Source organism: Microbacterium sp. 1S1 (assembly GCF_008271365.1).
GTDB lineage: Bacteria > Actinomycetota > Actinomycetes > Actinomycetales > Microbacteriaceae > Microbacterium.
Genome location: NZ_CP043430.1, coordinates 466214 through 488675 on the forward strand (window position 1 = coordinate 466214; position 22462 = coordinate 488675).

Genomic DNA, 22462 nt, shown 5'->3' on the forward strand with positions numbered 1-22462 from the left:
CGTTCACAACTCAGGAGAGCTGCGGCCGACAGCCACGCGGCCGTGCCGGGCGGCGGTTTCGCGACCGATTCTCCTGAGTTGTGAATGACGGTCAGCGGTTCTGGAAGTCCGGCGTGCGCTTCTCGCGGAATGCCGCCATCCCTTCCTTCTGGTCGTGGGTGTCGAACAGCGCCGCGAACGCCTGCTTCTCGTGGGCGAGGCCGTCGGACAGCGTCGTCTCCATCGCGGCATCCAGCGCGGCCTTGGCGGCGTACACCGACGGGAGCGACTTGGACGCGATCGTCTCGGCCAGCGTCGAGGCCTCGGGCAGGAGCTCCGCCGCGGGGACGACGCGGGACACGAGTCCGGAGCGCTCCGCCTCCTCAGCACCCAGGAAGCGGCCCGACAACACGAGCTCCGCGGCCTTGTAGTACCCCACCGCGCGGATGAGTCGCTGGGTGCCGCCCATGCCGGGGATCACGCCGAGATTGATCTCCGGCTGTCCGAACTTCGCGGTGTCCGCGGCGAGGATGATGTCGCACATCATCGCCAGCTCGCAGCCGCCGCCGAGTGCGAACCCGGAGACCGCCGCGATGACCGGGGTGCGCACGGCGGCGAAGTCGCGCCAGACGCCGAAGTGGTCGGTCTCGAGCATCTCCGCCGCGGACATGCCCTCCATCTCCTTGATGTCGGCACCAGCGGCGAAGGCCTTCTCGGAGCCGGTCACGACGATGGCCCCGATGCCCTCGTCCGCGTCGAAGGCCTGGGCGGCCGCGGTGACCTCCTGGGCGAGGGTGCTGTTCAGCGCATTGAGGGCTTCCGGACGGTGGAGGGTGATCCACCCCACCCGCCCGCGCTGCTCCACCAGGATCGTCTCGTACTCGGTCATCGCTTCCGCCTTCCTGTCGTCTGCCATCCACCCTCCCTGTCGAATCGCCCGAACGGTCGCATTTCGGCCGGCGTCGGAGCCAACCCGGCGACTCGAGATCCCAGAGGTCAGCCGCGGATCTCGGTGATGATGCCGGAGAAGTCGCGACCCGCGCCCTCACCGGCGGCGTAGGCCGCGTAGAGCTCCTGCGCCAACCGCCCCATCCGGGCGTCCGTCGACGTCTGCTCGATCGCCTGCAGCGCCAGGCCGAGATCCTTCGCCATGAGGGCTCCCGCGAACCCCGGCTGATAGTCCCGGTTCGCCGGGCTCGTGGGCACCGGGCCGGGCACCGGACAGTTCGTCGTGATCGCCCAGCACTGCCCCGACGCCTGGGACACCACGTCGAACAGGGCCTGATGCTCGAGCCCGAGCCGCTCGCCCAGGACGAACGCCTCGGCCACGGCGATCTGCGACACCGCGAGGATCATGTTGTTGCAGACTTTCGCCGCCTGGCCCAGCCCCGGTCCCCCGCAGTGCACGATCCGCTTCCCCATGATCTCGAGCAGGGGCAGGGCCGCCGCGAAGTCCTCCTCGGAACCGCCGACCATGAACGCCAGGGTGCCGGCCTCCGCCCCGACCACGCCCCCCGAGACCGGAGCATCGATGTGCCGGTGCCCCGCGGCGAGCGCGAGCGCGTGGGCGGCCCGCGCCTCGTCCACTGCGATGGTCGACGACTCGATGAACAGGGTGCCGGGGGTCGCGGCCGCCAGGAGCTCCGTGCGATACGCCTCGATGACGTGCTTCCCCGCCGGGAACATCGTCACCACGACCTCCGCGTCCGTCACGGCCTCCGCCCCGCTCGCGGCGACGGGGATGCCGGCCTCCCGTGCAGCCTCGATCGCCGCGGGCATGAGGTCGAAGCCGTGCACCTCGTGCCCCGCCGCGACGAGATTCCTGGCCATCGGCAAGCCCATGTGACCGAGCCCGAGGAAGGCCACGCGGGTCATGATGCGCTCCGCATCGACGTCGACCCCGCCGGTCGCAGCATCTCGCGTCCGACGATGAGGCGCATGATCTCGTTCGTCCCCTCGAGGATCTGGTGCACACGGAGGTCGCGAACGATCTTCTCGATCCCGTAGTCCTGCAGGTAGCCGTACCCGCCGTGCAGTTGGAGCGCGCGGTTGGCGACCTCGAAGCCCGCGTCGGTCGCGAAGCGCTTGGCCATCGCACAGCGCATCGTCGCGTCGGGTGCCTTCGCGTCCACGGCCTCCGCGCCGTCTCGGACCATCAGCCGCGCCGCCTGGAGGTCGGTGCGCATGTCGGCGATCGCGAAGAGGATCGACTGCTTCTCCGCCAGGGGCTCGCCGAACGCGACGCGCTCGCGCACGTACTGCACGGCCTTGTCGAGCGCGGCCTGCGCACCGCCGAGCGAGCACGCCGCGATGTTGAGGCGGCCGCCGTTGAGGGCGGACATCGCGATCGCGAACCCGCGGCCCTCGTCCCCGAGCATCGCGGACGCCGGTACGCGCACGCCGTCCATGATGACGGGGCGGGTCGGCTGCGCGTGCCACCCCATCTTCTTCTCCGGAGCGCCGAAGCTCAGGTTCTCGGCGTCCCCGGGGACGAGGAACGCGCTGATCCCGCGGGCTCCCGGCTCTCCGGTCCGCGCCATGACGACGTACACCGCGGCTTCACCGGCACCGGAGATGAACTGCTTCACGCCGGTGAGCACGTAATCGTCGCCGTCGCGGACCGCGCTGGTCGCGATGTTCGCCGCGTCGGACCCGGCCCCCGGCTCCGTGAGGCAGTAGCCGCCGAACTCCTGCATGGCGGTGAGGGACGGCAGCCACCGCGACCGCTGGTCGTCGTCGCCGTACGTGTCGATCATCCACACCACCATGTTGTGGATGGAGATGTAGGCGGCGACGGCGGGGTCGGCCTTGGCGAGCTCCTCGAAGATGGCGATTGTGTCGACGCGGGTGAGCCCCGTGCCGCCGAACTCGTCGCTGACGTAGATCCCGCCGAGGCCGAGCTCGCCGCCGCGCTGCAGGGACTCCCGCGGGAACAGGTGCTTCTCGTCGCGCTCGGCGGCGAACGGGGCGAGTTCCGCGTCGGCGAACTCGCGCACGGCGTCGAGGATCGCCTCGCGCTCTTCCTCGGTGGTGGTGACGGTGGTCATGGTCATCGCTTTTCCTCAGTGCATGGTGGGGATGACGAAGCTCGCGCCGTCGCGCACCCCCGACGGCCAGCGGCTCGTCACGGTCTTGGTCTTGGTGTAGAAGCGGAAGGCGTCGGCGCCGTGCTGATTGAGGTCGCCGAAGCCGCTGCGCTTCCAGCCGCCGAACGTGTAGTAGGCGATCGGCACGGGGATGGGCACGTTCACGCCCACCATCCCGACCTCCACGCGGGCGGCGAAGTCGCGGGCGGCATCGCCGTCGCGGGTGAAGATGGCGACGCCGTTGCCGTACTCGTGCTCGGAGGCCATGCGCAGCGCCTCCTCGTAGTCGGCGGCGCGGGCGATGACCAGGACGGGGCCGAAGATCTCCTCCCGGTAGATCGCCATGTCGGTCGTCACGTGGTCGAACAGCGTCGGCCCGAGGTAGAAGCCCTCCTCGTGCCCGGGGACCGTGAACCCGCGGCCGTCGGCGAGCAACGTCGCCCCTTCGTCGATCCCCTGCTGGATGTAGCCCTTCACCCGCTCGACGGCGGCGCTCGTGACGAGGGGCCCGTAGTCGACGTCCTCCGCGAGGGAGGGCCCGACCCGCAGCTGGGCGACGCGCTCGGTGAGCTTGGCGGCGAGCGCGTCGGCGGTCTCCTCACCCACCGGGACGGCGACGGAGATGGCCATGCACCTCTCCCCCGCGGAGCCGTAGCCGGCGCCGATGAGCGCGTCGACGGCCTGGTCGAGGTCGGCGTCCGGCATCACGATCATGTGGTTCTTGGCCCCGCCGAAGCACTGCGCGCGCTTGCCGTGCGCGGCCGCGGTGGCGTAGATGTACTCCGCGATGGGTGTGGACCCCACGAAGCCGACGGCACGGATCCGGTCGTCGGTGAGGAGTGTGTCCACCGCTTCCTTGTCTCCGTGCACGACGTTGAGGACCCCGGCGGGCAGTCCCGCCTCGAGGAACAGCTCGGCGAGCCGCACCGGAACCGAGGGATCGCGCTCGCTGGGCTTGAGGATCACGGCGTTCCCGGCGGCGAGTGCGGGACCGGCCTTCCACAGCGGGATCATGGCGGGGAAGTTGAACGGGGTGATGGCGGCGACGACGCCCAGCGGCTGCCGCATCGAGTACACGTCGATGCCCGCTCCGGCCCCCGTCGAGTATTCGCCCTTGAGCAGGTGCGGCGCGCCGGCGGAGAACTCGATCACCTCCAGGCCCCGCTGGATGTCGCCTTTCGCGTCGTCGACGGTCTTGCCGTGTTCGCTCGCGAGGAGTTCGGCGAGCGGCGTCATCTCCTGCTGCACGAGATCGAGGAATCGCAGGAGCACGCGGGCGCGCTTCTGCGGGTTGGTCGCGGCCCACGCGAGCTGTGCCTCCTCGGCATTCCCGACGGCCCGGCGCACCTCCTCCGCGGAGGCGAGCGGCACGCGGGCCTGCACCGCCCCGGTGCTCGGGTCGAAGACGTCGGCGAAGCGGCCGCCCTCGGGGGTGACATGCGATCCGCCCACGAAGTGCGGGATAGTTCGGGTCATTGTGTGACATCCCTCCGTGCCTTCTTTGGCACATCGGCGAGTTTACTCCGATGACCGTGAAAATACGAGGATGTCCTTGTATCTCCGGACCCCGGGTGTTCGCGTGCCGCCGTCGCCCGTTCTCCGGCCGTTCACCCGCCGGACATCCGGGCCGATTACAACTGCAGATGCACGGCACAGACTCAGACCGGATCGGGTAGTCGCGTCTCCCGTGCGGCACGGTGAGCCTCTCGCTCCCGTCGCGGCTCCCACGCCGCGAGACCCCCGCCGAATCGGGTCGGCGGGGGTCTCCTCATTCCTCGGCCGTCTCCCCGCCGCCGCGCGCGGACCCCGCCGATCGGGCGACCTGAGCGAGAACTAGAATCGACCACGCGCCGCGACCCTGGCGCCTCCGCTCCGGCGTCCGCACCCCGACGCCCCACTCACCCCCCGAGGACCGCATCATGTCCGCAGCCGCGCCCGCGTCCGAGCCCGTCACCGTCTCGATCCGCCGCGAAGTCGATCCCGAGCGCATCGCCGAGGCCACCGCCTGGGTGCAGACCGGCGTGAACCTCGCCACGAAATACCCCGGATTCCTCGGCTCGGGCTGGGTACGGGCCGGCGAGGACTCCCAGGTGTGGCACATGCTCTACCGTTTCGCGAGCGAGGAGTCCCTCACCGCCTGGGAGCAGTCCGGAGAACGAGCCTGGTGGCTGTCGATGGGGCAGGGCTTCGTCCGCAGCGAGCGATCCAAGCGCCGCTCCGGTATCGAGGGATGGTTCGACGAACCGTCGACCGGCTCGATCCCGGTCGTCGAGGCGGACGGCTCGACCAGCACGGTGACGGTCGCCCCGGCGCCGCCACGGTGGAAGCAGGCGGTCTCGATCTGGCTCGGCTTCTTCCCCGTGAACCTGGCCTTCACGTACGCGATGAGCCCCGTCCCGGGATGGGAGGCCGTGCCGCTCTGGCTCCGGGTGCTCATCACGACGCTCGTCCTCACGCCGATCATGACGTACTGGGTGCTTCCCTTCGTGACCCGCTCGCTGCGCTCCTGGCTCGCTCGCTAGGACGGCTCGCCGGGCCCCGCAGCTCAGATCGCGGAGGCGGCGAGCCGGAGCGCGCGCTCGACGGCTCCGACCGCGGGGGTCAGCGGCCCCGGGCGCCGCACCGCGAAGAGTGTGTTGATCGGCGGATCATCCGTCTCGTTCAGCGCGACGAGCGTGCCGTCCGCCAGCTCCTCGGCGATCAGGTAGCGCGGGAGCACGGTCACGCCGGCCCCGGCCGCCGCGGCCCGGGCGACCGCGCGCAGATCCGGTATCACCAGTGCCGGCTCACGCTCCAGCCGCGTCCCGAAGACGTGCCGCCAGTACCGGCGGAGGATCGGCACGTCGGCGGCGTAGGCGAGCAACGGCGCCCGGTCGAGCGCGTCGGGTCGGAGGCCATCCCCGGGAGCGACGAGACCGGGTGCGGCGACGAGGACGAACTCCTCGTCGCACAGCGGAACCGCGAGCAGAGTGCGGCCTCGCGGCCGCACGGCGGAGACCACGAGGTCCAGAGTGCCCGCACGGAGGGCAGCGAGCAGATCCTCCGCGAGCCCCGGCGTGACCGTGACGCGCATCCCCGCTGTGACCAGCGGAGCGAGTGCCGGCATGGCGACGCGTTCCAGGAACTCGCTCGCACCTCCCAGCCTCACCACGGGGGCCGCCGTGTCGGCAGACCGCCCGACCGCGACGGCCAGCGCATCGAGGGGTCCGGCCACGCGCGCGGCGAGCTCGTCGGCACGCGCGGTCGGACGGAGGCCGCGGGCGTGGCGCTCGAAGAGCGGCTCACCCACGGTGCGCTCCAGGGCCTGCAACTGGGCGGTCACGCTCGACTGGGCGAGCCCGAGCAGGCGCGCCGCTGCCGACACGGAGCCGGAGCGGTGCGCCGCGAGAAACGACCGCCAGAGGAGAACATCCCGCAGCCCATCGGAATTCCGATCACTCATATCGAGAATGTATCGGAAGGACGAGACCACCTGCGACGTTCTCCCCTGTGATCGCTTCCGTGGCCGCACGCCACCCCACCAGAGGAGTCCCCATGTCCACCATCCTGTTCGTCGTCTCCGCCGCCCGCTCGTGGACGCTCGCCGACGGCGCCGCCCATCCCACCGGCTTCTGGGCCGAGGAGCTGCTGACGCCGTATCGCCTGCTGACCGCGGCGGGGCATCGCGTCGACATCGCCACCCCCGGCGGCCGTCCCCCCATCGCCGACGCCGCGAGTGTTCAGGAGGGCGATGCCGAGGCTCTCGCGGCCATTCCGGGACTGGCTGCCCCCCTCACGCTCTCCACCGTGGATCCCGCGGCGCACGACGCCGTGTTCTATCCCGGGGGCCACGGCCCGATGGAGGACCTCGCCGTCGACGAGGACTCGGCCGCCCTCGTCACCGCGACCCTCGCTGCCGAGCGTCCCCTGGCCCTCGTCTGCCACGGTCTCGCCGCCCTCCTTCCGGCCCGCACCGCGACCGGAGAGCCGGCCGCGGCGGGCCGCCGCCTCACCGCTTTCTCCGACGAGGAGGAGCGGCAGGGTGGTCTCGCCGACCGGGCGCCGTTCCTGCTGGAGAGCGCGCTCCGGGCTCAGGGTGCCGCCGTCGTGGTGACCGAGCCGTGGCGTGATCACGTGCTCGTCGACGGCGCGCTCATCACGGGCCAGAACCCGCAGTCGTCCGGCGCCACGGCCCGCGCGCTGCTCGACGCCCTCGCCTGAATACCGTCCTCACGGCGTCTCGGCTCCTGCACCTCCGATACCGGCGGTCAGGAGCCGGGCGTCACGCCCTTCTTCGCGGGTTCCACGAGCGAGAGCGGATCCGCGATGTCCTCCAGCGACTTGCCGGCCGCGCTCACACCGAAGATGCCGCACACGACGCCACCGAACATCATGATCGCCGCCCCGAGCACGTATCCCCAGAACAGCGGGCCGCGGTCGCCGGACTCCGCGCTCGCACCGATCAGCGCTCCGTAGAGCACCGGGGCCACGGCGCCGACGAGCTGCCCGATCGAGAACACGTACGAGATCACCTGGCTGCGCAGTTCGAGCGGGAAGATCTCGCTCACCGTCAGGTACGCGGCGGACGCTCCGGCCGACGCGAAGAAGAACGACGCGCACCAGAACGCCGTGTGCGTGCCCGCGTTGAGCACGCCCGCGTTGAAGAGGAAGGCGCTGACGAGCAGGATCAGCCCCGCGAGCACATAGGTGCCGAAGAGCATCCGCCGCCGACCCCACGTGTCGAAGAAGTGGCCGAGGATGAGGGCGCCCGCGAGGTTGCCGATGGCGAAGACGATGAAGTACTGCGACGCCGACGCCGGCGGGGTGTCGTAGAAGTTCTCGAGCACGAGGGCGTAGGTGAAGAAGATCGCGTTGTAGAGGAAGGATTGCGTCACCATCATCGTGATGCCGACGAGGGTGCGCCGCGGGTACTTCTGGAACAGCACCTTCGCGATCACGAGGAACGGGACGCTGCCGTACTCCTTGACCGTGATGGCCTTGCTCTCGTCGACGGGCTCGATCGTCTTGCCCTCCTTGCGGATGCGCTCCTCGATCCCGTCGACGTTGCGCTCCGCCTCCTCCTCGCGACCGTGGGTCATCTGCCAGCGCGGGCTCTCCGGGATGTGGCGACGCAGCCAGATGATGAGGATGCCGAGGATCGGTCCGACGAAGAAGCTCAGCCGCCAGCCGATGTCGGCGGGAAGGATGTCGGTGTTGAGGAAGAACATGTTGGCCACGGCACCGAGCGCCGCACCGCCCCAATAGGTGCCGTTGATGGCGATGTCCACTCGGCCGCGGTACTTCGCCGGGATGATCTCGTCGATGGCGGAGTTGATGGCCGCGTACTCGCCACCGATGCCCGCGCCCGCGACGAAGCGCCAGATGTAGAAGAACCAGGGAGCGAACGCCAGGCCGGCGACGGCCGAGCCGACGAGGTATACCGCGAGGGAGAGCAGGAAGAGGTTCTTGCGTCCGAGGCGGTCGGCGAGGCGACCGAACACGAGAGCGCCGAAGACCTGGCCCAGCAGGTAGCAGGTGCCCGCGAGACCGACCTCGGCCGGGCCCATCCCCAGCGTCTGCGCGTAGCCGTTGGCCGCGACGATCTGCACTTCGAGCCCGTCCAGGATCCAGGAGAAACCGAGTCCGACGACGATCATCCAGTGGAATCGCGACCAGGGGAGTCGGTCCATCCGCGCCGGGACGAGTGACCGGACCTCCTTGACGCTGACGTCGGATGCGGACATGGGGGCCTCCTTCTCGCGGGACACGCTGTCGTCCCGGATCCGGTTTTACTCCCCGGAGCGATCCGCCGCATCTGCTTGACCCCGGGCCGCCGGCACGCTACAGCCTCGAATCGCGCGAATGGCCCCATCCCGGGCGAGAATGGAGCCAATCAGGCGATTCGAACGGAGGTGGGGGGATGTCCGGCGTCCCTGCGACGAAGGATCAGCTGCTCGCCGCCATCGAGACGTCCTACGCCCGACTGTCCGACGACCTCGACCGGGTGCCTGCGGCCCACGTCCGGGAGAAGGTGCTCCCGGGGCACGCGGCCGGCACCTCGATCAGTCCCGCCGATCTCGTGGCCTACCTCATCGGCTGGAACGAGCAGGTCCTCATCTGGAACGAGCGCCGCGCCGCTGGCCTCCCCGACGAGTTCCCGGCGCCCGGTGCGGCGTGGAACGACCTCGGGTCACTCGCGCTCCGCTTCTACCGCGAGCACGAGCACGAGTCCTGGGACGACCTCCGCGCCCGCCTCGACGACGCTGAACGCCGGATCGTGGAGCTCGTCCGCGACCGCTCGGAGGAAGAGCTCTACGGCGCCCCCTGGTACCGGAGATGGACGCTCGGACGCATGATCTCGCTCAACACCTCGTCGCCGTACGCGAACGCACGGAGCCGGCTGCGCCGCTGGCTCCGCACGCTCTGAACGCCGTCAGCCCGCGACGTGCCGCTCGTCGGGGCCGTCGTAGTGCGACAGCGGACGGATCAGGGCGTTGGCGCCGGCCTGCTCGATGACGTGCGCCGTCCACCCCGTCACCCTCGCCGCGACGAACAGCGGCGTGAAGGTGAGCGTGTCGAAGCCGATGAGGCTGTACGCGGGGCCGGACGGGTAGTCGAGGTTCGGGTGGATGCCCTTGCGCTCGACGAACTGCGACTCCAGCGCGTCGTACAGCGCCGCCACGTCCTCCCGGCCGTAGTGCGCGACGAGGGTGTCCAGCGCGGCCTTCATCGTCGGCACCCGGGAGTCGCCGTTCTTGTAGACACGGTGCCCGAAGCCCATTATTTTGCGCTTCTCCGCGAGGGCCTTGTCGAGCCACGCCTCCACGGCGTCCGCCGAGCCGATCTCCGTGAAGATGTGCAGCACGGCCTCGTTCGCCCCGCCGTGCAGCGGGCCCTTGAGCGCGCCGATGGCCCCGACCACAGCCGAGTAGATGTCGCTGAGGGTGGAGGTGATGACCCGGGCGGTGAACGTCGAGGCGTTGAAGGAGTGCTCGGCGTAGAGGATCATCGAGCGGTTGAAGGCGTCGACCACGACCGGGTCGGCCTCCTCGCCGAACGTCATCCAGAGGAAGTTCGCGGAGTAGTCGAGGTCGTCGCGCGGGGCGATGAGCTCCTGCCCGCGGCGACGACGCTGACCGTACGCGACGATGGCCGGCAGCGCGGCGAACAGGCGGATGCTGCGCGCCAGGTTCTGCTCGGGGCTGCCACCGGCGTCGAGCACGGAACCGCCGGCCTCGGGGTCGGACGCGCCGATCAGGCTCACGGCGGTGCGCACCTCGTCCATCGGGTGCGCCTCGAGCGGCACGAGGTCGATCGCGGCCTTGACGTTGTCGGCCAGGGCGCGGTGCTTCCGCTCCTCCAGCCGGAACGCGGCGAGCTCGTCTCCCGTCGGCAACTCGCCGTGCCACAGCAGGTACGCCACGGCTTCGAAGGACTGCGTCTCGGCGAGCTCCTGCACGGGGTAGCCGCGATACAGCAGGCTGTTCGTCTCGGGGTTGACCTTCGAGATGGCTGTCGTGTCGACGACGACCCCTGCGAGGCCCTTCTTGATGTCCGGCTCGGTCATGGTCACTCCTTCGTGTACGGCGCCGCTCCGCTGCTCAGCGACCGGTGTTGTCGAGTGTGAAGTTGAAGACGCCGGAGTCGAAACGGTTGTACGACTCGTAGTCGATCAGCTCGTAGAGGTCGGCGCGGTGCTGCATCTCGCCGAGCCTCGAGGTCAGGTGCCCCTCGTCGTTCAGCGTATCGAGCGCACGGCCCGCCGCCCCCATCGCGATCCGCAGCAGCGACACCGGCCAGATGACCATCCGCACCCCGGCGTCGCGGAGGCTGTCGACCGAGAACAGCTCGCTCTTGCCGAACTCGGTCATGTTCGCCAGGATCGGCACGTCCAGCGCCTCGGCCATCGCCTCGAACTCACCGATCGTGCGCATCGCCTCCGGGAAGATCGCATCGGCCCCCGCGTCGACGAGCGCCTTGGCCCGGTCGACCGCCGCGTCCAGGCCCTCGATCGCGCGGATGTCGGTGCGGGCCATGATCAGGAAGTTCTCGTCCCGGCGGGCGTCGGCGGCGGCCCTGATGCGCTTGATCGCGGTGTCCTCATCCACCACGGCCTTGCCGTCGAGGTGCCCGCAGCGCTTCGGGTTGATCTGATCCTCGATGTGGGTGCCGGCGAGCCCCGCGTCCTCGAGTTCCTGGATCGTGCGGGCGACGTTCATCGGCTCGCCGAAGCCGGTGTCAGCGTCGACGATCGCCGGAAGTTCGGTCATCCGGGCGATCTGCCTGGCGCGTCCCGCGACCTCGGTCAGGGTGGTGAGGCCGATGTCCGGCAGCCCCAGGTCGGCGGAGAGCACGGCGCCGGAGATGTAGACGCCCTCGAAACCCTTCTCCTCGATGAGCCGGGCGCTCAGCGGGTTGAACGCCCCCGGGAACCGCAGCAGCTCCCCGGAGGCGAGACGCTCCCGGAACAGCCGTCGCTTCTCGGCCGGCGTCGTGGTGGAGTACAGCATCAGTTGCTCCCCTTCGATCGGTGTTCACAACTCAGGAGACCGGCGGCGGGAAGAGCCGTGTGGGCGGTCAGCCGACGCGTTCCGCGCCGATTCTCCTGAGTCATGAACGGCGTGGGCATCAGAACAGACCGGCGGGCGCCGCGGCCTCGTCGAGCAGACCCGGCTTCGCGACGATCGAGAGCTCGCCGACCTCGGCGGCTGTGAGCTCCGGAAGGCGCTGCACGAGGGCGAGGAACCGCTCGATCTCTGCGGACTCGAGCACGGGCTCCGCGAGCAGCCGGAACTTGGCGATGTAGTTCTCCCGCGCGAACGGGCGGGCGCCGAGGGGGTGCGCGTCGGCGACGGCGATCTCGTCCACGACGGTCGAGCCGTCGGTGAGGCGGATCTCCACCCGACCGCCGAAGGCCTTCTCGTCCGGGTCCTCCGAGTGGTAGCGGCGGGTCCACTCCGCGTCTTCCGCCGTGGTGATCTTGTGCCACAGAGCGACCGTGTCGGCCCGGCCGGCGCGCTCCGGGGTGTACGAGTCGACGTGGTGCCAGCCGCCGTCCTGCAACGCCACCGCGAAAATGTACGGGATGGAGTGGTCGAGGGTCTCACGGGAGGCCGTCGGGTCGTACTTCTGCGGATCGTTCGCGCCTGAGCCGATGACGTAGTGCGTGTGGTGACTGGTGTGGAGCACGATCGAGGCGATGTTCGCGGGGTCGCGGAGGGCCGGGTTCGCGGTGCCGAGCTTGCGCGCGAGGTCGATCCACGCCTGCGCCTGATACTCCGCCGAGTGCTCCTTCGTGTACGAGTCGAGGATCGCTCGCTTGGGCTCGCCCGCAGCAGGGAGCGGCACCTCATAGGCGGCGTCCTTGCCGTCGAGCATCCAGGCGATCACGCCGTCCTCGCCCTCGTAGATCGGCGCGGGGCTGGTCTGGCCGCGCATGGCCCGGTCGACCGCCTCGACGGCCATCTTGCCGGCGAAGGCCGGGGCGTGCGCCTTCCACGTGGAGATCTCGCCCTTGCGGCTCTGCCGCGTGGCGGTCGTGGTGTGCAGGGCCTGGCCGACCGCCTGGTAGATCGTCTCGACGTCGAGTCCGAGGAGCGTGCCGATACCGGCGGCGGCGGACGGGCCGAGGTGCGCGACGTGATCGATCTTGTGCTTGTGCAGGCAGATCGCGCGCACGAGGTCCATCTGGATCTCGTAGCCGGTGGCGATGCCGCGCACGAGCGCCTGGCCGTCCTTGCCGGTGTGCTGCGCGACCGCGAGGATCGGCGGGATGTTGTCGCCGGGGTGCGAGTACTCCGCCGCGAGGAACGTGTCGTGGTAGTCGAGCTCGCGCACCGCCACGCCGTTGGCCCAGGCCGCCCACTCCGGGCTGGTACGGCGGTCGAGGGGGGTGCCGAACAGGTTGGCGCCGGCGCCGCCCGTCGAGACGGGGTGGCTGAACGCCTGCGCGCGGGCCGCGACGATCGGGGCGCGGGTGAGGGAGGCCGCGGCGACGGAGGCGTTGTCGATGATGCGGTTGATGATCATGTCGACGACGGGCTGCTCGACCTCGACCTGGTCGGCCGCGACCTCGGCGATCTTCCAGGCGAGCTGATCCTCGCGGGCGAGGTTCTCGGAACTGGCGTGTACGCGGACGTGATGGGTGACGGTCATGAGTGTCCTTCGCTGTCGGAGAGGGTCTCGAGGATGCCGATGAGCGCGTTGTGCAGGTGCACGTGCGTAGCGTGGGCGGCGAGGTCGCCGTCACGGGCGGCGAGCGCCTCGGCGATGGTGCGGTGCTCGGCGGCGGAGGCCGCGAGCCGCGCGGGCTTGTCGCGGGCCATCCGCCGCACGCGCACGAGGTGGGTGCGGACCGTGCGCAGGGCCGCGGCGATGTAGTCGTTGGCGACCGCCGCGTCCAGGGCGGCGTCGAAGCGGGCGATCAGGGCGTAGTAGGCGTCGCGACCCTCGGCCCGGGTGAGATCCACGTGCGCGAACTCGTCGGCGAGGGCGGCGAACCCGGCGGCGTCTCCCCGGACCGCGGCGAGGCGGGCGGACGTCTCCTCCAGCGCGCGGCGGATCTCGAACAGGGACCGGATGTCGTCGGCATCCAGGGCGGCGACGACGGTGACACGGGGCGACTGCTGCACGACCAGACCGTCTGCGGCCAGGCGGCGCAGTGCCTCGCGCAGCGGGGTCCGGCTCACGCCGAGACGTTCGGCCTGCTCCACCTCGCCGAGCACGAAGCCGGCCGGCAGCTCCCCCGACTGGATGCCGTCGAGCAGCGCCGCGTAGGCGCGGTCGCCCATGGACGTGCGCTCGACCGGGAGAACCATTCCGCCAGTGTATACATAAACCGGCCTCTCCAGTCCACTTGTCCGGCGACGACCGCCCATTCGTATACATAGTTCCGACCCGACCCGGTCCCCACAAGTTGTGCCCCCGGGAGACGGGCTCAGGCGGCGGGGCGGGGCTCGCCGAGCTTCACCACCACCACGCCGACGAGCACGAGCACGCCGCCGAGGGCCTGCAGCGGACCGGGGAGCTGACCGAGCAGGAGCCAGCCGAAGAGCAGGGCCGCCACGACCTCGGCGAGCGCGACGAACGACGCGAGGCGCGAGCCGAGCAGCCGTGTCGAGACGATGCCGAGCACGTACGCGAGCGCCGTGGCGATCACTCCGATCGCGAGGACCGGCACGAACCACGGCACGGCGCCGAAGCGGTACTCCACCTCGGCGGTCGTCCACGCGAACGGCAGCACGCCGACCAGCGCCGCGAGACTCAGCCCGACGGCACCGAGCAACAGCCCGCTCCCCGCGAGGGCGATCGGCGGGATTCCGGTGTCGGCCCGCGCGGACAGCACGAAGTAGCTCGCGGCGCCCACCATCGCCCCGAGCGCCCAGAGGACTCCGACCACGTTCACCTGAGCGCCCGTGACGATGTCGAGCATGAGGACCAGCCCGACGAACGCGATCCCCGCCCCGAGGACGCTGCGCCGCGTGGGCCGTTCGCCTCGACGGAGCCACAGCCAGAGGAGCACCGCGACCGGAGCCGTGTACTCGATCAGCAGCGCGATCCCGACGTCCATCACCGCGACGGCCTGGAAGTAGCAGAGCTGAGTGGCCGCGACGGCGAGGAGTCCGTAGGCGGCGACCAGTCCCACGTTCCGGCGGAGGGTGCGCCACCGGCCCCGCAGCGCGAGGAGGGTGGGGACGAGCAGGACGAGCGCCGCGACCCACACCCGCACCGTGACGGCGGCGCCCGGGGTCCACCCCGCGTCGATGAGCCCGCGCGCCCACGCCCCGGAGGAGCCGAACGCGAAAGCGGCGGCGATGGCGAGCGGCAGCCCGACGCGCACACCGGTCCGAAACCGGACGGCGTCATCAGCCACAGTGCTCATGGGAGATGACGCTACGCCGGCGCGGAGTAAGCTGTCAACATGGTCTTCACCGATGACACCGAGGATGCGCTGCGCGCCGCCGTCTGGCTCGCGAACTCGGCGGAGGAGCCGGACACTCTCGTCGACATCGACGACGAGAAGACCTTCCTCCAGGTCTTCCCGTACACGGGACGGGTCGACCGGGACGCGGTGGAGCTCGACGACCTCCGCGCTCTGCGCCCGCGGCTCCGTGCCATGCTGCTGGCTCCGCGCGACGAGATGGCCGCGCACGTGAACGCCGCCCTCGCGGAGGTGCATCTGACCCCGCGGCTCGTGCGACACGATGAGCTGGACTGGCACCTGCACGGCCTCGCCGACGACCGCCCGCTCGCCGAACGCGTGCTCGTGGAGACGGCCATGGCCCTGATCGACGTCATCCGCACGGACGAGGGCTCTCGCCTCACCGTCTGCGCGGACGAGACCTGCCAGGCGATCGCGCTCGACCTCTCCCGCAACCGCTCCAAGCGCTACTGCTCGACGAGCTGCGCCAACCGCAACGCCGTGGCCGCCTACCGGGCCCGTCGCGCCGCCGGCTGACCGCACTTCCCCGCGTCACGCTCTGGCGACCGCACCCCGCGGTCCCGGGGCCGACCGATGCTGTGCACTCTTCACAAACGATTATCGATTAGTGTAATGTCGCGAGCGGCCCTCCCTCATGCATCAGGAAAGGATCAACGATGATCAAGGCCCGAGTCCTCCCCCTCGCCGGCATCGCGGCGGTATCCGCCCTCGCCATCGCCGGCTGCTCGACCACCGCAGGAGACGACGGCGGCGACGCGGGCGGCGACGTCACCGTCCGCATGCTCGTGAACGTCACCCCGAACCTGACCGAGGAGTTCTGGAACGACCTCGTCGCGCCGTTCGAGGACGCCAACCCGAACATCGACGTCGTCATCCAGAACCCGGGCGCCGAAGGCGTCGAAGCCGCGGTTCCCCGCCTGCTCGCCGCCGGAGACGCTCCCGACGTCGTGCAGTCCATCGCCCCCACGACCAAGCTCGCTCCCGAGCTCGTCGATCTCTCGCAGTACGAATGGGCCTCGACTGGTCCCCTCGCGGACCAGTACTCGATCGACGGCAAGAACTACATGGCCGGCATCGGTGTGCAGCTGCAGAGCCTGTTCTTCTACAACAAGACCGCCTTCGAGGAGGCCGGAATCACGGAGGTGCCGACGACGGTCGACGAGCTGACCGAAGCCCTCGGCAAGCTGGCCGACGCAGGCTGGACCCCCATCCAGACCGGTGGTGACTGGATGACGAGCCACACCCTGCAGGCGCTCGGGCTGCCGACGATCATCGCCGAGGACCCGGAGTGGTTCCAGGACATCTCGGCGGGCGAGGTCACCTTCAGCGAAACCTACGGCGACGCCGTCGAGACCTACGCGGATTGGGTGTCCGAGGGGTACATCCCCGCCGACGCCCTTGGCATCAAGTACCCCGACGCCGAGCAGGCCTTCCTCTCGGGCAAGACCGCGGTGTACTCCATGGGCAGCTGGTTCGCCGGCACCCAGGCCAAGGCCGCCGACTCGGCCGACATCGGCGTCTTCCGCGCCCCCGCGATGAGCGCCGACGAGCAGCCCGCGATGGGCGCCAACATCGCCAGCCCGTACTCGATCCTCAAGGCGAGCAAGCACCAGGATGCCGCGGCGAAGCTCATCGAGTTCCTCACCACCGACAAGACCGCGGTCAGTGACCAGCTCGCGGTCGACGGCAACTTCCGCGACGGCTACGAGTACGACATGACGCCGCTCGGGGAGGAGCTGCTGCAGATCGTCGCCGACACCCCGGCCGACGCCTACACGCCCACCGGCGGCGGCTACGGCGAGCGCACGCTCCCCGACGGCTACGCGGGCGAGATCAACACCCAGACCCAGGCCCTCCTCGGCGGCGCGTCCGCGGACCAGGTGCTGAAGGCCATGGACGACTGGTTCGCCGCGAACGCCGGCTGACCCTCGAGGCGCCGGGGACGCACCGCCCCCGGCGCCTCCCCGGCGCTTTCCGCGCCCTCCCCGAACGCGCCACCGAGAACGAGGTGCCGCCATGACTCCCCCACCACGACCGCGCCGCCCCCGGCCGCGGCCACCAGCCCGACAGGACCATCGACGCCGATGACCTCACCCGCCCCGCGCCGCCGCACCGCGCTGCAGCAGTGGCGGAACCGCCTCCCCGGCATCCTCATGGGCGGCCCCGCCGTCGCCGTGTTCCTGGCGATGTTCGTCATCCCGATGATCCTCGCGGCGGTGCTCAGCTTCACCGACTGGAACGGGTACAGCCTGAACTTCACCTTCGTCGGGTGGGAGAACTACATCAAGGCGTTCCGCAGCCCGCGCTCGACGCAGGCCGCGATCTTCACCGGTGTCATCGCGGTGGTGGGCACGATCCTCTGCAACGCCATCGGCCTCGCGATCGCCGCGCTCATCGCCGGCCCCGGACGCTCGAACACGATCCTGCGCACGATCTTCTTCTACCCGTACGTGATCAGCGCCCTCATCATCGGCTTCCTCTGGTCGGCGATGCTCTCCCCCACCGGCGCCGTCAACGGCCTGCTCGGCACGCTGGGCCTTCCGGCGATGCCGTTCCTCACCGACCCGACCTTCGCCAAGGCGAGCGTGATCTTCACGATCGTGTGGTCGCACTTCGGCTTCAACATGATCCTGTTCCTCGCCGGCATCAAGTCGGTCCCCGCCGAGTATTACGAGGCCGCGACCGTCGATGGCGCCTCGCGGTGGCAGCAGTTCCGCTCCATCACACTGCCGCTCATCGCGCCCGTCTTCACCGTGAACCTCGTGCTCACCCTCGTCGGGCTCCTCAAGGCGTACGACGTGGTGCTGTCGCTGACCGACGGCGGGCCTGCCGGTTCGACGCAGACCATCGTCTACCAGATCCTCAAGGACTCCTTCGCGAACTCGGCCCTCGGCTTCGGCGCCGCGCAATCCATGATCCTCCTCATCGTCACCGCGGTCGTCGGCCTCGCCGTCACGCTGGTGCGACGCCGCGCCGAGCAGAAGGCGACCGACTGATGAAACAGACCCGCAACCGCCCGGCCCTCGCCGTCAGCGCGATCCGGTGGATCGTCCTCGGCGTCGTCGCGATCACGATGCTGATCCCGATGTACACGATGCTGATCAACGCGTTCAAGCCGCAGGCCGACATCATCGAGAACCCGCTGCTGATCACCCCGCAGATGTTCACGTTCGACTACCTCTGGGCAGCGATCACGAGCAGCAAGTTCAACGTCATCGCCGCGTACGGGATCACGCTCCTGTTCGTCGTCCTCGTGAACCTGTGCTGCATCGCCCTCGCCGCGCCCGTCGCCTACGTCATCGCCCGCGGACGGTCGAAGTGGCACCTGGGACTGCTGCTGCTCTTCGTCTCCGGGCTCTTCATCCCGGGTCAGGTGACGCTGATCCCCGTCGTCTTCGTGCTGCGGGTGCTCGGGCTCATCAACACGATCCCCGGCTTCATCCTCTTCGAGACCGCGGCGACGCTGCCGGTGACGATCTTCCTGTTCACCGCTTACCTCCGCAGCGTGCCCCGCGACATCGACGAGGCGGCGTCGCTGGACGGCGCCGGTCCCATCCGCGCGTTCTGGGCGTGCATCTTCCCGATCATGAAGCCCGTCGTCGCGACCGTCGTGGTGCTCAACTCGATCGGCGTGTGGAACGACTTCGTGAGTCCGCAGATCATCCTCGGACCGAGTTCCGGGATCTACACGGTGACGACCGGCGTCTACGCGGCGGTCGGGCAGTTCTCCACCGACTACACGCAGGTGTTCCCGACCCTCCTGCTGGCCGTGCTGCCCGCGATGGTGTTCTTCATCGTCATGCAACGCCACATCATCGGCGGCCTGGTCGCCGGAGCGACGAAGGGATGACCGTGCCGGAGACCCCGCTCACGCGTCCGCTGCGGACGATCCCGGCGTGGGCCGTGCTGCAGCGCCGGCTCTTCGCCGAGGTCGAGGAGGCCCGCCGCCTCTTCCGCGACCGCTACACCCTGCCGGACGGCCGCCTCCGCGGCGTCGCCGAGTTCATCGACCGGGACGGCGTCGACGACCTCTACGAGCCGTTCTTCAACTGGCCCGCGTTCTACCTGCTCGGCGGGTCTGACGAGGTGCTCGCCGACGCCAAGCGGCACTGGGAGGGCGTGACGGTCCAGCTCGCGGAGGCGGGCATGCTCACCGAGGAGTACGACAACGGCTACGACTGGTTCCATCAGGGCGAGTCGCTGCTGTTCCTCGCCGGCATCTGCGCCGCCGACCCGGGAGATGCCGCGTTCGCCGCACGAGCCGCCCGGTTCGCCGCACTCTTCACCGACCCCGCGAAGGGCAACTACGACGCCGCGCGCAACATGATCCGCTCCCCGCACAACGGCGCGCTCGGCGCCCGCGAGGGACTCGACGAGAAGATCGTGCCGTACACGGCCGATCGCGACGAGATGCGCCCCTACGGTCTGCCGCTGCACGGCCTGGACGGCATCGCGTCGTGGGACGACCTCGCCGACCCCGCGCACGCGCGGCGGATGGCGGAGGAAATGCAGCGGCGGGCGGCGGGCGACATCGCCGTGAACCTCGCCGCGACCTCCCTCGCCGCGAATCGCTGGCTCTACGACGGCGACGAGGAGGCGGCCGCGTGGGTCCGCCGGTACGTCGACGGCTGGCGGGCGCGGGCGGACGGGGGGCTGCTCCCCGACAACGTCGGCCCGGACGGCACGGTGGGCTCCCTCCACGACGGTCGCTGGTGGGGCGGGCACTACGGCTGGGCCTGGCCGCACGGGCTGCACTCCGTCGGTATGAGCGCCCTGATCGGCGCCCTGAACCACGCGCTCGTCACGGGCGACGACGGCGCCCTCGACCTCGTGCGCACGATGCTCGACACCGTCCTCGCCGAGGCGCACACGGGCAGTGTCGCGGAGTCCACGTACAGCCTGCGCGGCGGATGGATGGCCCGGCTCGGCGCCGCCGCCACCGAGCCCGCCCTTCTCGTCCCCTATCGTCACGGCGCGGACGGCTGGTTCGACTACGGTCCGCTGCAGCTCGACCTGCCGCTGTGGCTGTGGTGGTGGTCGCGACGGGCATCCGACCGGGAGCGGCTGGAGAGGGTCATCGCGGGGCTTCCCGCCTCGACCGACCTCGTCGCCCCGTTCCGCGACAAGGAGGAGGCGGGTCACGAAGCCGGCTGGTTCGCGTACCTGTCCGGCGACCTGCCCGACTACCCGGTGCGGGCGCTGGAGATGGCGCTCGGCCAGGTGGCTCGCCGCGCTGCGATGATGCTCGCCGATGACCGCGACCCCGACGCCGCGCACCTGCACTTCTGGCAGCGCGTGAACCCCGTGGTGACGGAGGTGCTGACCCAGCTCGTCGGCGGGGCGCCGCAGGTGCTCTACAACGGCGGACTCGGTTTCACGGCCCTGCGCTACGAAGACGTCGACCGCGCGCGACCAGGACTCCCGGAGGATGTCGCCGCGCTCGTGCACCGGCTCGACGACCACGGCGTGGGCGTGCAACTCGTGAACACCTCCGCCGTCCACACGCGCACCGTGCGGCTGCGCGGCGGGCGCTTCGGCCTCGACCGGATCGTGCGGGTCACGGCGACCGGCGAGGAGCCCAGCTTCTGGCCCGGCGCCTCGGGCACGTACACCGCCCCGGACGCCCCGACCGTCACCACGACCATCGACGTGGACGACGACCTCGTGGTGACCCTGGCCCCGGCGCACACCGCCGACCTCGACCTGACCATCGCGCGTGCGACCGGATCGCCGCGCCACCTGTTCCCTGAAGGAGACGCATGAGCGCCGATCTGATCCGACCCGACTTCGCCCTGCCCGTGCGGGGTGGGGCCTACCAGCGGCCCTCGCGCGAGGTGGTCGACTCCTTCGATGCGATCTCCTCCGCCACGGCGTGCGCCAAGCTGCACGGACTCGGGATCCGCCGCAGCTACATCGACGGACCGGAGCCGCTGAGCCTCGGCCAGCGCGTCGTCGGCTCGGCACTGACCCTCCAGTTCATGCCGCAGCGCGAGGACATGGCCTCCGGCGACGGCCAGGAGTACGCCGAACGGCACACCGCCCTCTGGCACGTGCTCGAGGCCGTGCAGCCCGGGGACGTGCTCGTGATCCAGGCCTACGGCAGCCGCTTCTCCGGCTGCATCGGCGACATCCTGGCGCGCTACTTCGCACGCAAGGGGGGCGCCGGGATCGTGGTGGACGGCCGCATCCGCGACGCCGGCCGCATCCGCGAACTCGGCATCCCGGTGTGGTCGACGGGCACGACCCCGCACTACGCCTCGCAGTCCGAGCTCGTGCCGTGGGCGTACGACGTGCCGGTCGCGGTGGGCGGGGCGCTGTGCATGCCGGGCGACCTCGTGGTGGCCGACGACGACGGCCCCGTCGTGGTGCCGCAGGCCATGGCACCCCAGGTCGTGGAGGACGCGCGCGACCATGAGGAGTGGGAAGTGTTCAGCCGCCGCCGCCTCGACGAGGGCGCGCGCCTGAGCGACTACTACCCGTTGACCCCCGACAGCCGCGAGGAGTACGAGGCATGGCGTTCCGTCCAGAGCTCCGTCCGCTGAACCCCGGCGTCACCGCGCGCGCCGATGCCGGACTCGGGTGCGCGCCGATCGGCAACCTCTTCACCCCCGTGCCCGACGCCGACGCGGTGTCCACCGTGCAGGCGGCGCTCGCGCGGGGTGTGCGGTTCTTCGACACGGCACCCCTGTACGGCTCCGGCGAGAGCGAGCGCAAACTCGGCCTCGCGCTCCGGGGCGTTCCCCGAGACGAGTACGTGATCGCGACGAAGGTCGGCCGGGTGCTCGTCGATGCAGACGGCCGCCCCGTCACGGGTGCCGCGAGCGGACACGACTCCGTCGCCGACCTCAGCAGGGACGGCGTGCGGAGGTCGCTCGATGGCAGCCTCGCCCGACTGGGCGTCGATCGCGTGGACGTGCTGCACCTGCACGACCCCCTGGATGTAAAGGCGGCGTTCGCGTCGGCACTCCCCGCCCTGGTCGAGCTGCGCGACGAAGGGGTGGTGCGCGCGATCAGCGTCGGCCTCGGCCGGCTCGACCCGCTGGAGCGCTACGTCGCCGAGGCGCCGCTGGACGTGGTGATGGAGGCCGGACGACTCACGCTGCTCGACCGCACCGCCCTGGAACGACTCCTGCCGACCGCCACCGCCCGCGGTATCGGTGTGCTCGCGGCCGCGGTGTTCAACTCCGGCATCCTCGTCGACCCGGTCGGCTCCCCGTTCTTCGAGTACAAGCCCGCCCCCGCGGAACTCCAGGAGCGGGCGCGGCGCTTGCAGGCCGTCTGCGCCGCGTACGGCGTGCGCCTCGCGGACGCCGCGGTGCAGTTCCCACTGCGGCACGGCGCGGACGCCGTAGTCGTCGGGGCGCGGACGCCCGCCGAGGTGGACGCGTTCGTCGACGGCCTCGATGCCGCGCTCCCTGATGCCCTGTGGGACGCCCTCGACGCGGAGGCCGACGTGTTCGTGCGGCGCGGCGACTGA

21 protein-coding genes are annotated in these 22462 nt (G+C 70.5%); 10 read left to right on the plus strand and 11 right to left on the minus strand.

Annotated elements, in window-relative coordinates:
* Positions 1-91: 91 nt before the first annotated feature.
* From FY549_RS02450 to FY549_RS02465, 4 genes are all read right to left on the minus strand, one after another.
* A complete protein-coding gene (locus tag FY549_RS02450; RefSeq protein WP_149085956.1) occupies positions 92-868 on the minus strand; it encodes an enoyl-CoA hydratase-related protein in 777 nt (258 codons plus the stop codon).
* A gap of 107 nt (positions 869-975) precedes the next feature.
* Positions 976-1854 (minus strand): 3-hydroxyisobutyrate dehydrogenase, encoded by an 879-nt coding sequence (gene mmsB / locus FY549_RS02455; RefSeq protein ID WP_149083674.1) that lies wholly within the window; start codon positions 1852-1854, stop codon positions 976-978.
* Positions 1851-3032 carry an acyl-CoA dehydrogenase family protein gene (locus FY549_RS02460; RefSeq protein WP_149083675.1) on the minus strand — a complete coding sequence of 394 codons (1182 nt, stop codon included), beginning with the start codon at positions 3030-3032 and terminating at the stop codon, positions 1851-1853. The genes mmsB and FY549_RS02460 overlap by 4 nt, the downstream gene beginning before the upstream one ends.
* A gap of 9 nt (positions 3033-3041) precedes the next feature.
* Positions 3042-4541 (minus strand): CoA-acylating methylmalonate-semialdehyde dehydrogenase, encoded by a 1500-nt coding sequence (locus FY549_RS02465; RefSeq protein ID WP_149083676.1) that lies wholly within the window; start codon positions 4539-4541, stop codon positions 3042-3044.
* Positions 4542-4984: 443 nt separating this feature from the next.
* On the opposite strand from FY549_RS02465, the gene FY549_RS02470 reads away from it, so the two are divergent.
* Positions 4985-5587 carry an antibiotic biosynthesis monooxygenase gene (locus FY549_RS02470; RefSeq protein ID WP_149083677.1) on the plus strand — a complete coding sequence of 201 codons (603 nt, stop codon included), beginning with the start codon at positions 4985-4987 and terminating at the stop codon, positions 5585-5587.
* Positions 5588-5610: 23 nt separating this feature from the next.
* On the opposite strand, the gene FY549_RS02475 is transcribed toward FY549_RS02470, so the two are convergent.
* Positions 5611-6507, minus strand: a complete 897-nt coding sequence (locus FY549_RS02475; protein WP_149083678.1) for a LysR family transcriptional regulator — start codon at positions 6505-6507, stop codon at positions 5611-5613.
* Positions 6508-6599: 92 nt separating this feature from the next.
* Here FY549_RS02475 and FY549_RS02480 point away from each other — a divergent pair, with 92 nt between their 5' ends.
* A complete protein-coding gene (locus FY549_RS02480) occupies positions 6600-7265 on the plus strand; it encodes a type 1 glutamine amidotransferase domain-containing protein (protein ID WP_149083679.1) in 666 nt (221 codons plus the stop codon).
* Positions 7266-7312: 47 nt separating this feature from the next.
* Here FY549_RS02480 and FY549_RS02485 read toward each other — a convergent pair whose 3' ends face one another.
* Positions 7313-8788 (minus strand): MFS transporter, encoded by a 1476-nt coding sequence (locus tag FY549_RS02485; protein ID WP_149083680.1) that lies wholly within the window; start codon positions 8786-8788, stop codon positions 7313-7315.
* 176 nt (positions 8789-8964) lie between these two features.
* Here FY549_RS02485 and FY549_RS02490 point away from each other — a divergent pair, with 176 nt between their 5' ends.
* Positions 8965-9471 carry a ClbS/DfsB family four-helix bundle protein gene (locus FY549_RS02490; protein WP_149083681.1) on the plus strand — a complete coding sequence of 169 codons (507 nt, stop codon included), beginning with the start codon at positions 8965-8967 and terminating at the stop codon, positions 9469-9471.
* 6 nt (positions 9472-9477) lie between these two features.
* On the opposite strand, the gene FY549_RS02495 is transcribed toward FY549_RS02490, so the two are convergent.
* The 5 genes from FY549_RS02495 to FY549_RS02515 form a co-directional block, all read right to left on the minus strand.
* Positions 9478-10611, minus strand: coding sequence for a bifunctional 2-methylcitrate synthase/citrate synthase (locus tag FY549_RS02495; RefSeq protein WP_149083682.1), 1134 nt, complete (start codon positions 10609-10611; stop codon positions 9478-9480).
* Between the two features lie 34 nt (positions 10612-10645).
* A complete protein-coding gene (gene prpB, locus FY549_RS02500; RefSeq protein WP_149083683.1) occupies positions 10646-11554 on the minus strand; it encodes a methylisocitrate lyase in 909 nt (302 codons plus the stop codon).
* A 118-nt stretch (positions 11555-11672) separates the two neighbouring features.
* Positions 11673-13199, minus strand: coding sequence for an MmgE/PrpD family protein (locus FY549_RS02505; RefSeq protein WP_149083684.1), 1527 nt, complete (start codon positions 13197-13199; stop codon positions 11673-11675).
* On the minus strand, positions 13196-13861 hold the full coding sequence (locus FY549_RS02510) for a GntR family transcriptional regulator (protein WP_149083685.1): 666 nt from the start codon (positions 13859-13861) through the stop codon (positions 13196-13198). The genes FY549_RS02505 and FY549_RS02510 overlap by 4 nt, the downstream gene beginning before the upstream one ends.
* A 119-nt stretch (positions 13862-13980) precedes the next feature.
* Complete coding sequence (locus tag FY549_RS02515; protein WP_149083686.1) at positions 13981-14925, minus strand: EamA family transporter; 945 nt, start codon at positions 14923-14925, stop codon at positions 13981-13983.
* Positions 14926-14964: 39 nt separating this feature from the next.
* Here FY549_RS02515 and FY549_RS02520 point away from each other — a divergent pair, with 39 nt between their 5' ends.
* The 7 genes from FY549_RS02520 to FY549_RS02550 all read left to right on the plus strand — a co-directional run bounded on the left by FY549_RS02520 (position 14965) and on the right by FY549_RS02550 (position 22462).
* Positions 14965-15501 carry a CGNR zinc finger domain-containing protein gene (locus FY549_RS02520; RefSeq protein ID WP_149083687.1) on the plus strand — a complete coding sequence of 179 codons (537 nt, stop codon included), beginning with the start codon at positions 14965-14967 and terminating at the stop codon, positions 15499-15501.
* Between the two features lie 140 nt (positions 15502-15641).
* Positions 15642-16910 (plus strand): ABC transporter substrate-binding protein, encoded by a 1269-nt coding sequence (locus FY549_RS02525; RefSeq protein WP_149083688.1) that lies wholly within the window; start codon positions 15642-15644, stop codon positions 16908-16910.
* Positions 16911-17069: 159 nt separating this feature from the next.
* A complete protein-coding gene (locus FY549_RS02530; protein WP_149083689.1) occupies positions 17070-17981 on the plus strand; it encodes a carbohydrate ABC transporter permease in 912 nt (303 codons plus the stop codon).
* Complete coding sequence (locus FY549_RS02535) at positions 17981-18835, plus strand: carbohydrate ABC transporter permease (RefSeq protein ID WP_101848193.1); 855 nt, start codon at positions 17981-17983, stop codon at positions 18833-18835. The genes FY549_RS02530 and FY549_RS02535 overlap by 1 nt, the downstream gene beginning before the upstream one ends.
* Positions 18832-20748, plus strand: coding sequence for a hypothetical protein (locus tag FY549_RS02540; RefSeq protein WP_149083690.1), 1917 nt, complete (start codon positions 18832-18834; stop codon positions 20746-20748). Before FY549_RS02535 ends, FY549_RS02540 begins: the two co-directional genes overlap by 4 nt.
* Positions 20745-21527 carry a ribonuclease activity regulator RraA gene (locus FY549_RS02545; protein WP_149083691.1) on the plus strand — a complete coding sequence of 261 codons (783 nt, stop codon included), beginning with the start codon at positions 20745-20747 and terminating at the stop codon, positions 21525-21527. The genes FY549_RS02540 and FY549_RS02545 overlap by 4 nt, the downstream gene beginning before the upstream one ends.
* Positions 21497-22462 (plus strand): aldo/keto reductase, encoded by a 966-nt coding sequence (locus FY549_RS02550; protein WP_149083692.1) that lies wholly within the window; start codon positions 21497-21499, stop codon positions 22460-22462. The genes FY549_RS02545 and FY549_RS02550 overlap by 31 nt, the downstream gene beginning before the upstream one ends.

Excerpts from the sequence above, each read along its gene's own strand:
- FY549_RS02450 (WP_149085956.1), bottom strand. The coding sequence starts at position 868 with ATGACCGAGTACGAGACGATCCTGGTGGAGCAGCGCGGGCGGGTGGGG.
- mmsB (WP_149083674.1), bottom strand. The coding sequence starts at position 1,854 with ATGACCCGCGTGGCCTTCCTCGGGCTCGGTCACATGGGCTTGCCGATG.
- FY549_RS02460 (WP_149083675.1), bottom strand. The coding sequence starts at position 3,032 with ATGACCATGACCACCGTCACCACCACCGAGGAAGAGCGCGAGGCGATC.
- FY549_RS02465 (WP_149083676.1), bottom strand. The coding sequence starts at position 4,541 with ATGACCCGAACTATCCCGCACTTCGTGGGCGGATCGCATGTCACCCCC.
- FY549_RS02470 (WP_149083677.1), top strand. The coding sequence starts at position 4,985 with ATGTCCGCAGCCGCGCCCGCGTCCGAGCCCGTCACCGTCTCGATCCGC.
- FY549_RS02475 (WP_149083678.1), bottom strand. The coding sequence starts at position 6,507 with ATGAGTGATCGGAATTCCGATGGGCTGCGGGATGTTCTCCTCTGGCGG.
- FY549_RS02480 (WP_149083679.1), top strand. The coding sequence starts at position 6,600 with ATGTCCACCATCCTGTTCGTCGTCTCCGCCGCCCGCTCGTGGACGCTC.
- FY549_RS02485 (WP_149083680.1), bottom strand. The coding sequence starts at position 8,788 with ATGTCCGCATCCGACGTCAGCGTCAAGGAGGTCCGGTCACTCGTCCCG.
- FY549_RS02490 (WP_149083681.1), top strand. The coding sequence starts at position 8,965 with ATGTCCGGCGTCCCTGCGACGAAGGATCAGCTGCTCGCCGCCATCGAG.
- FY549_RS02495 (WP_149083682.1), bottom strand. The coding sequence starts at position 10,611 with ATGACCGAGCCGGACATCAAGAAGGGCCTCGCAGGGGTCGTCGTCGAC.
- prpB (WP_149083683.1), bottom strand. The coding sequence starts at position 11,554 with ATGCTGTACTCCACCACGACGCCGGCCGAGAAGCGACGGCTGTTCCGG.
- FY549_RS02505 (WP_149083684.1), bottom strand. The coding sequence starts at position 13,199 with ATGACCGTCACCCATCACGTCCGCGTACACGCCAGTTCCGAGAACCTC.
- FY549_RS02510 (WP_149083685.1), bottom strand. The coding sequence starts at position 13,861 with ATGGTTCTCCCGGTCGAGCGCACGTCCATGGGCGACCGCGCCTACGCG.
- FY549_RS02515 (WP_149083686.1), bottom strand. The coding sequence starts at position 14,925 with ATGAGCACTGTGGCTGATGACGCCGTCCGGTTTCGGACCGGTGTGCGC.
- FY549_RS02520 (WP_149083687.1), top strand. The coding sequence starts at position 14,965 with ATGGTCTTCACCGATGACACCGAGGATGCGCTGCGCGCCGCCGTCTGG.
- FY549_RS02525 (WP_149083688.1), top strand. The coding sequence starts at position 15,642 with ATGATCAAGGCCCGAGTCCTCCCCCTCGCCGGCATCGCGGCGGTATCC.
- FY549_RS02530 (WP_149083689.1), top strand. The coding sequence starts at position 17,070 with ATGACCTCACCCGCCCCGCGCCGCCGCACCGCGCTGCAGCAGTGGCGG.
- FY549_RS02535 (WP_101848193.1), top strand. The coding sequence starts at position 17,981 with ATGAAACAGACCCGCAACCGCCCGGCCCTCGCCGTCAGCGCGATCCGG.
- FY549_RS02540 (WP_149083690.1), top strand. The coding sequence starts at position 18,832 with ATGACCGTGCCGGAGACCCCGCTCACGCGTCCGCTGCGGACGATCCCG.
- FY549_RS02545 (WP_149083691.1), top strand. The coding sequence starts at position 20,745 with ATGAGCGCCGATCTGATCCGACCCGACTTCGCCCTGCCCGTGCGGGGT.
- FY549_RS02550 (WP_149083692.1), top strand. The coding sequence starts at position 21,497 with ATGGCGTTCCGTCCAGAGCTCCGTCCGCTGAACCCCGGCGTCACCGCG.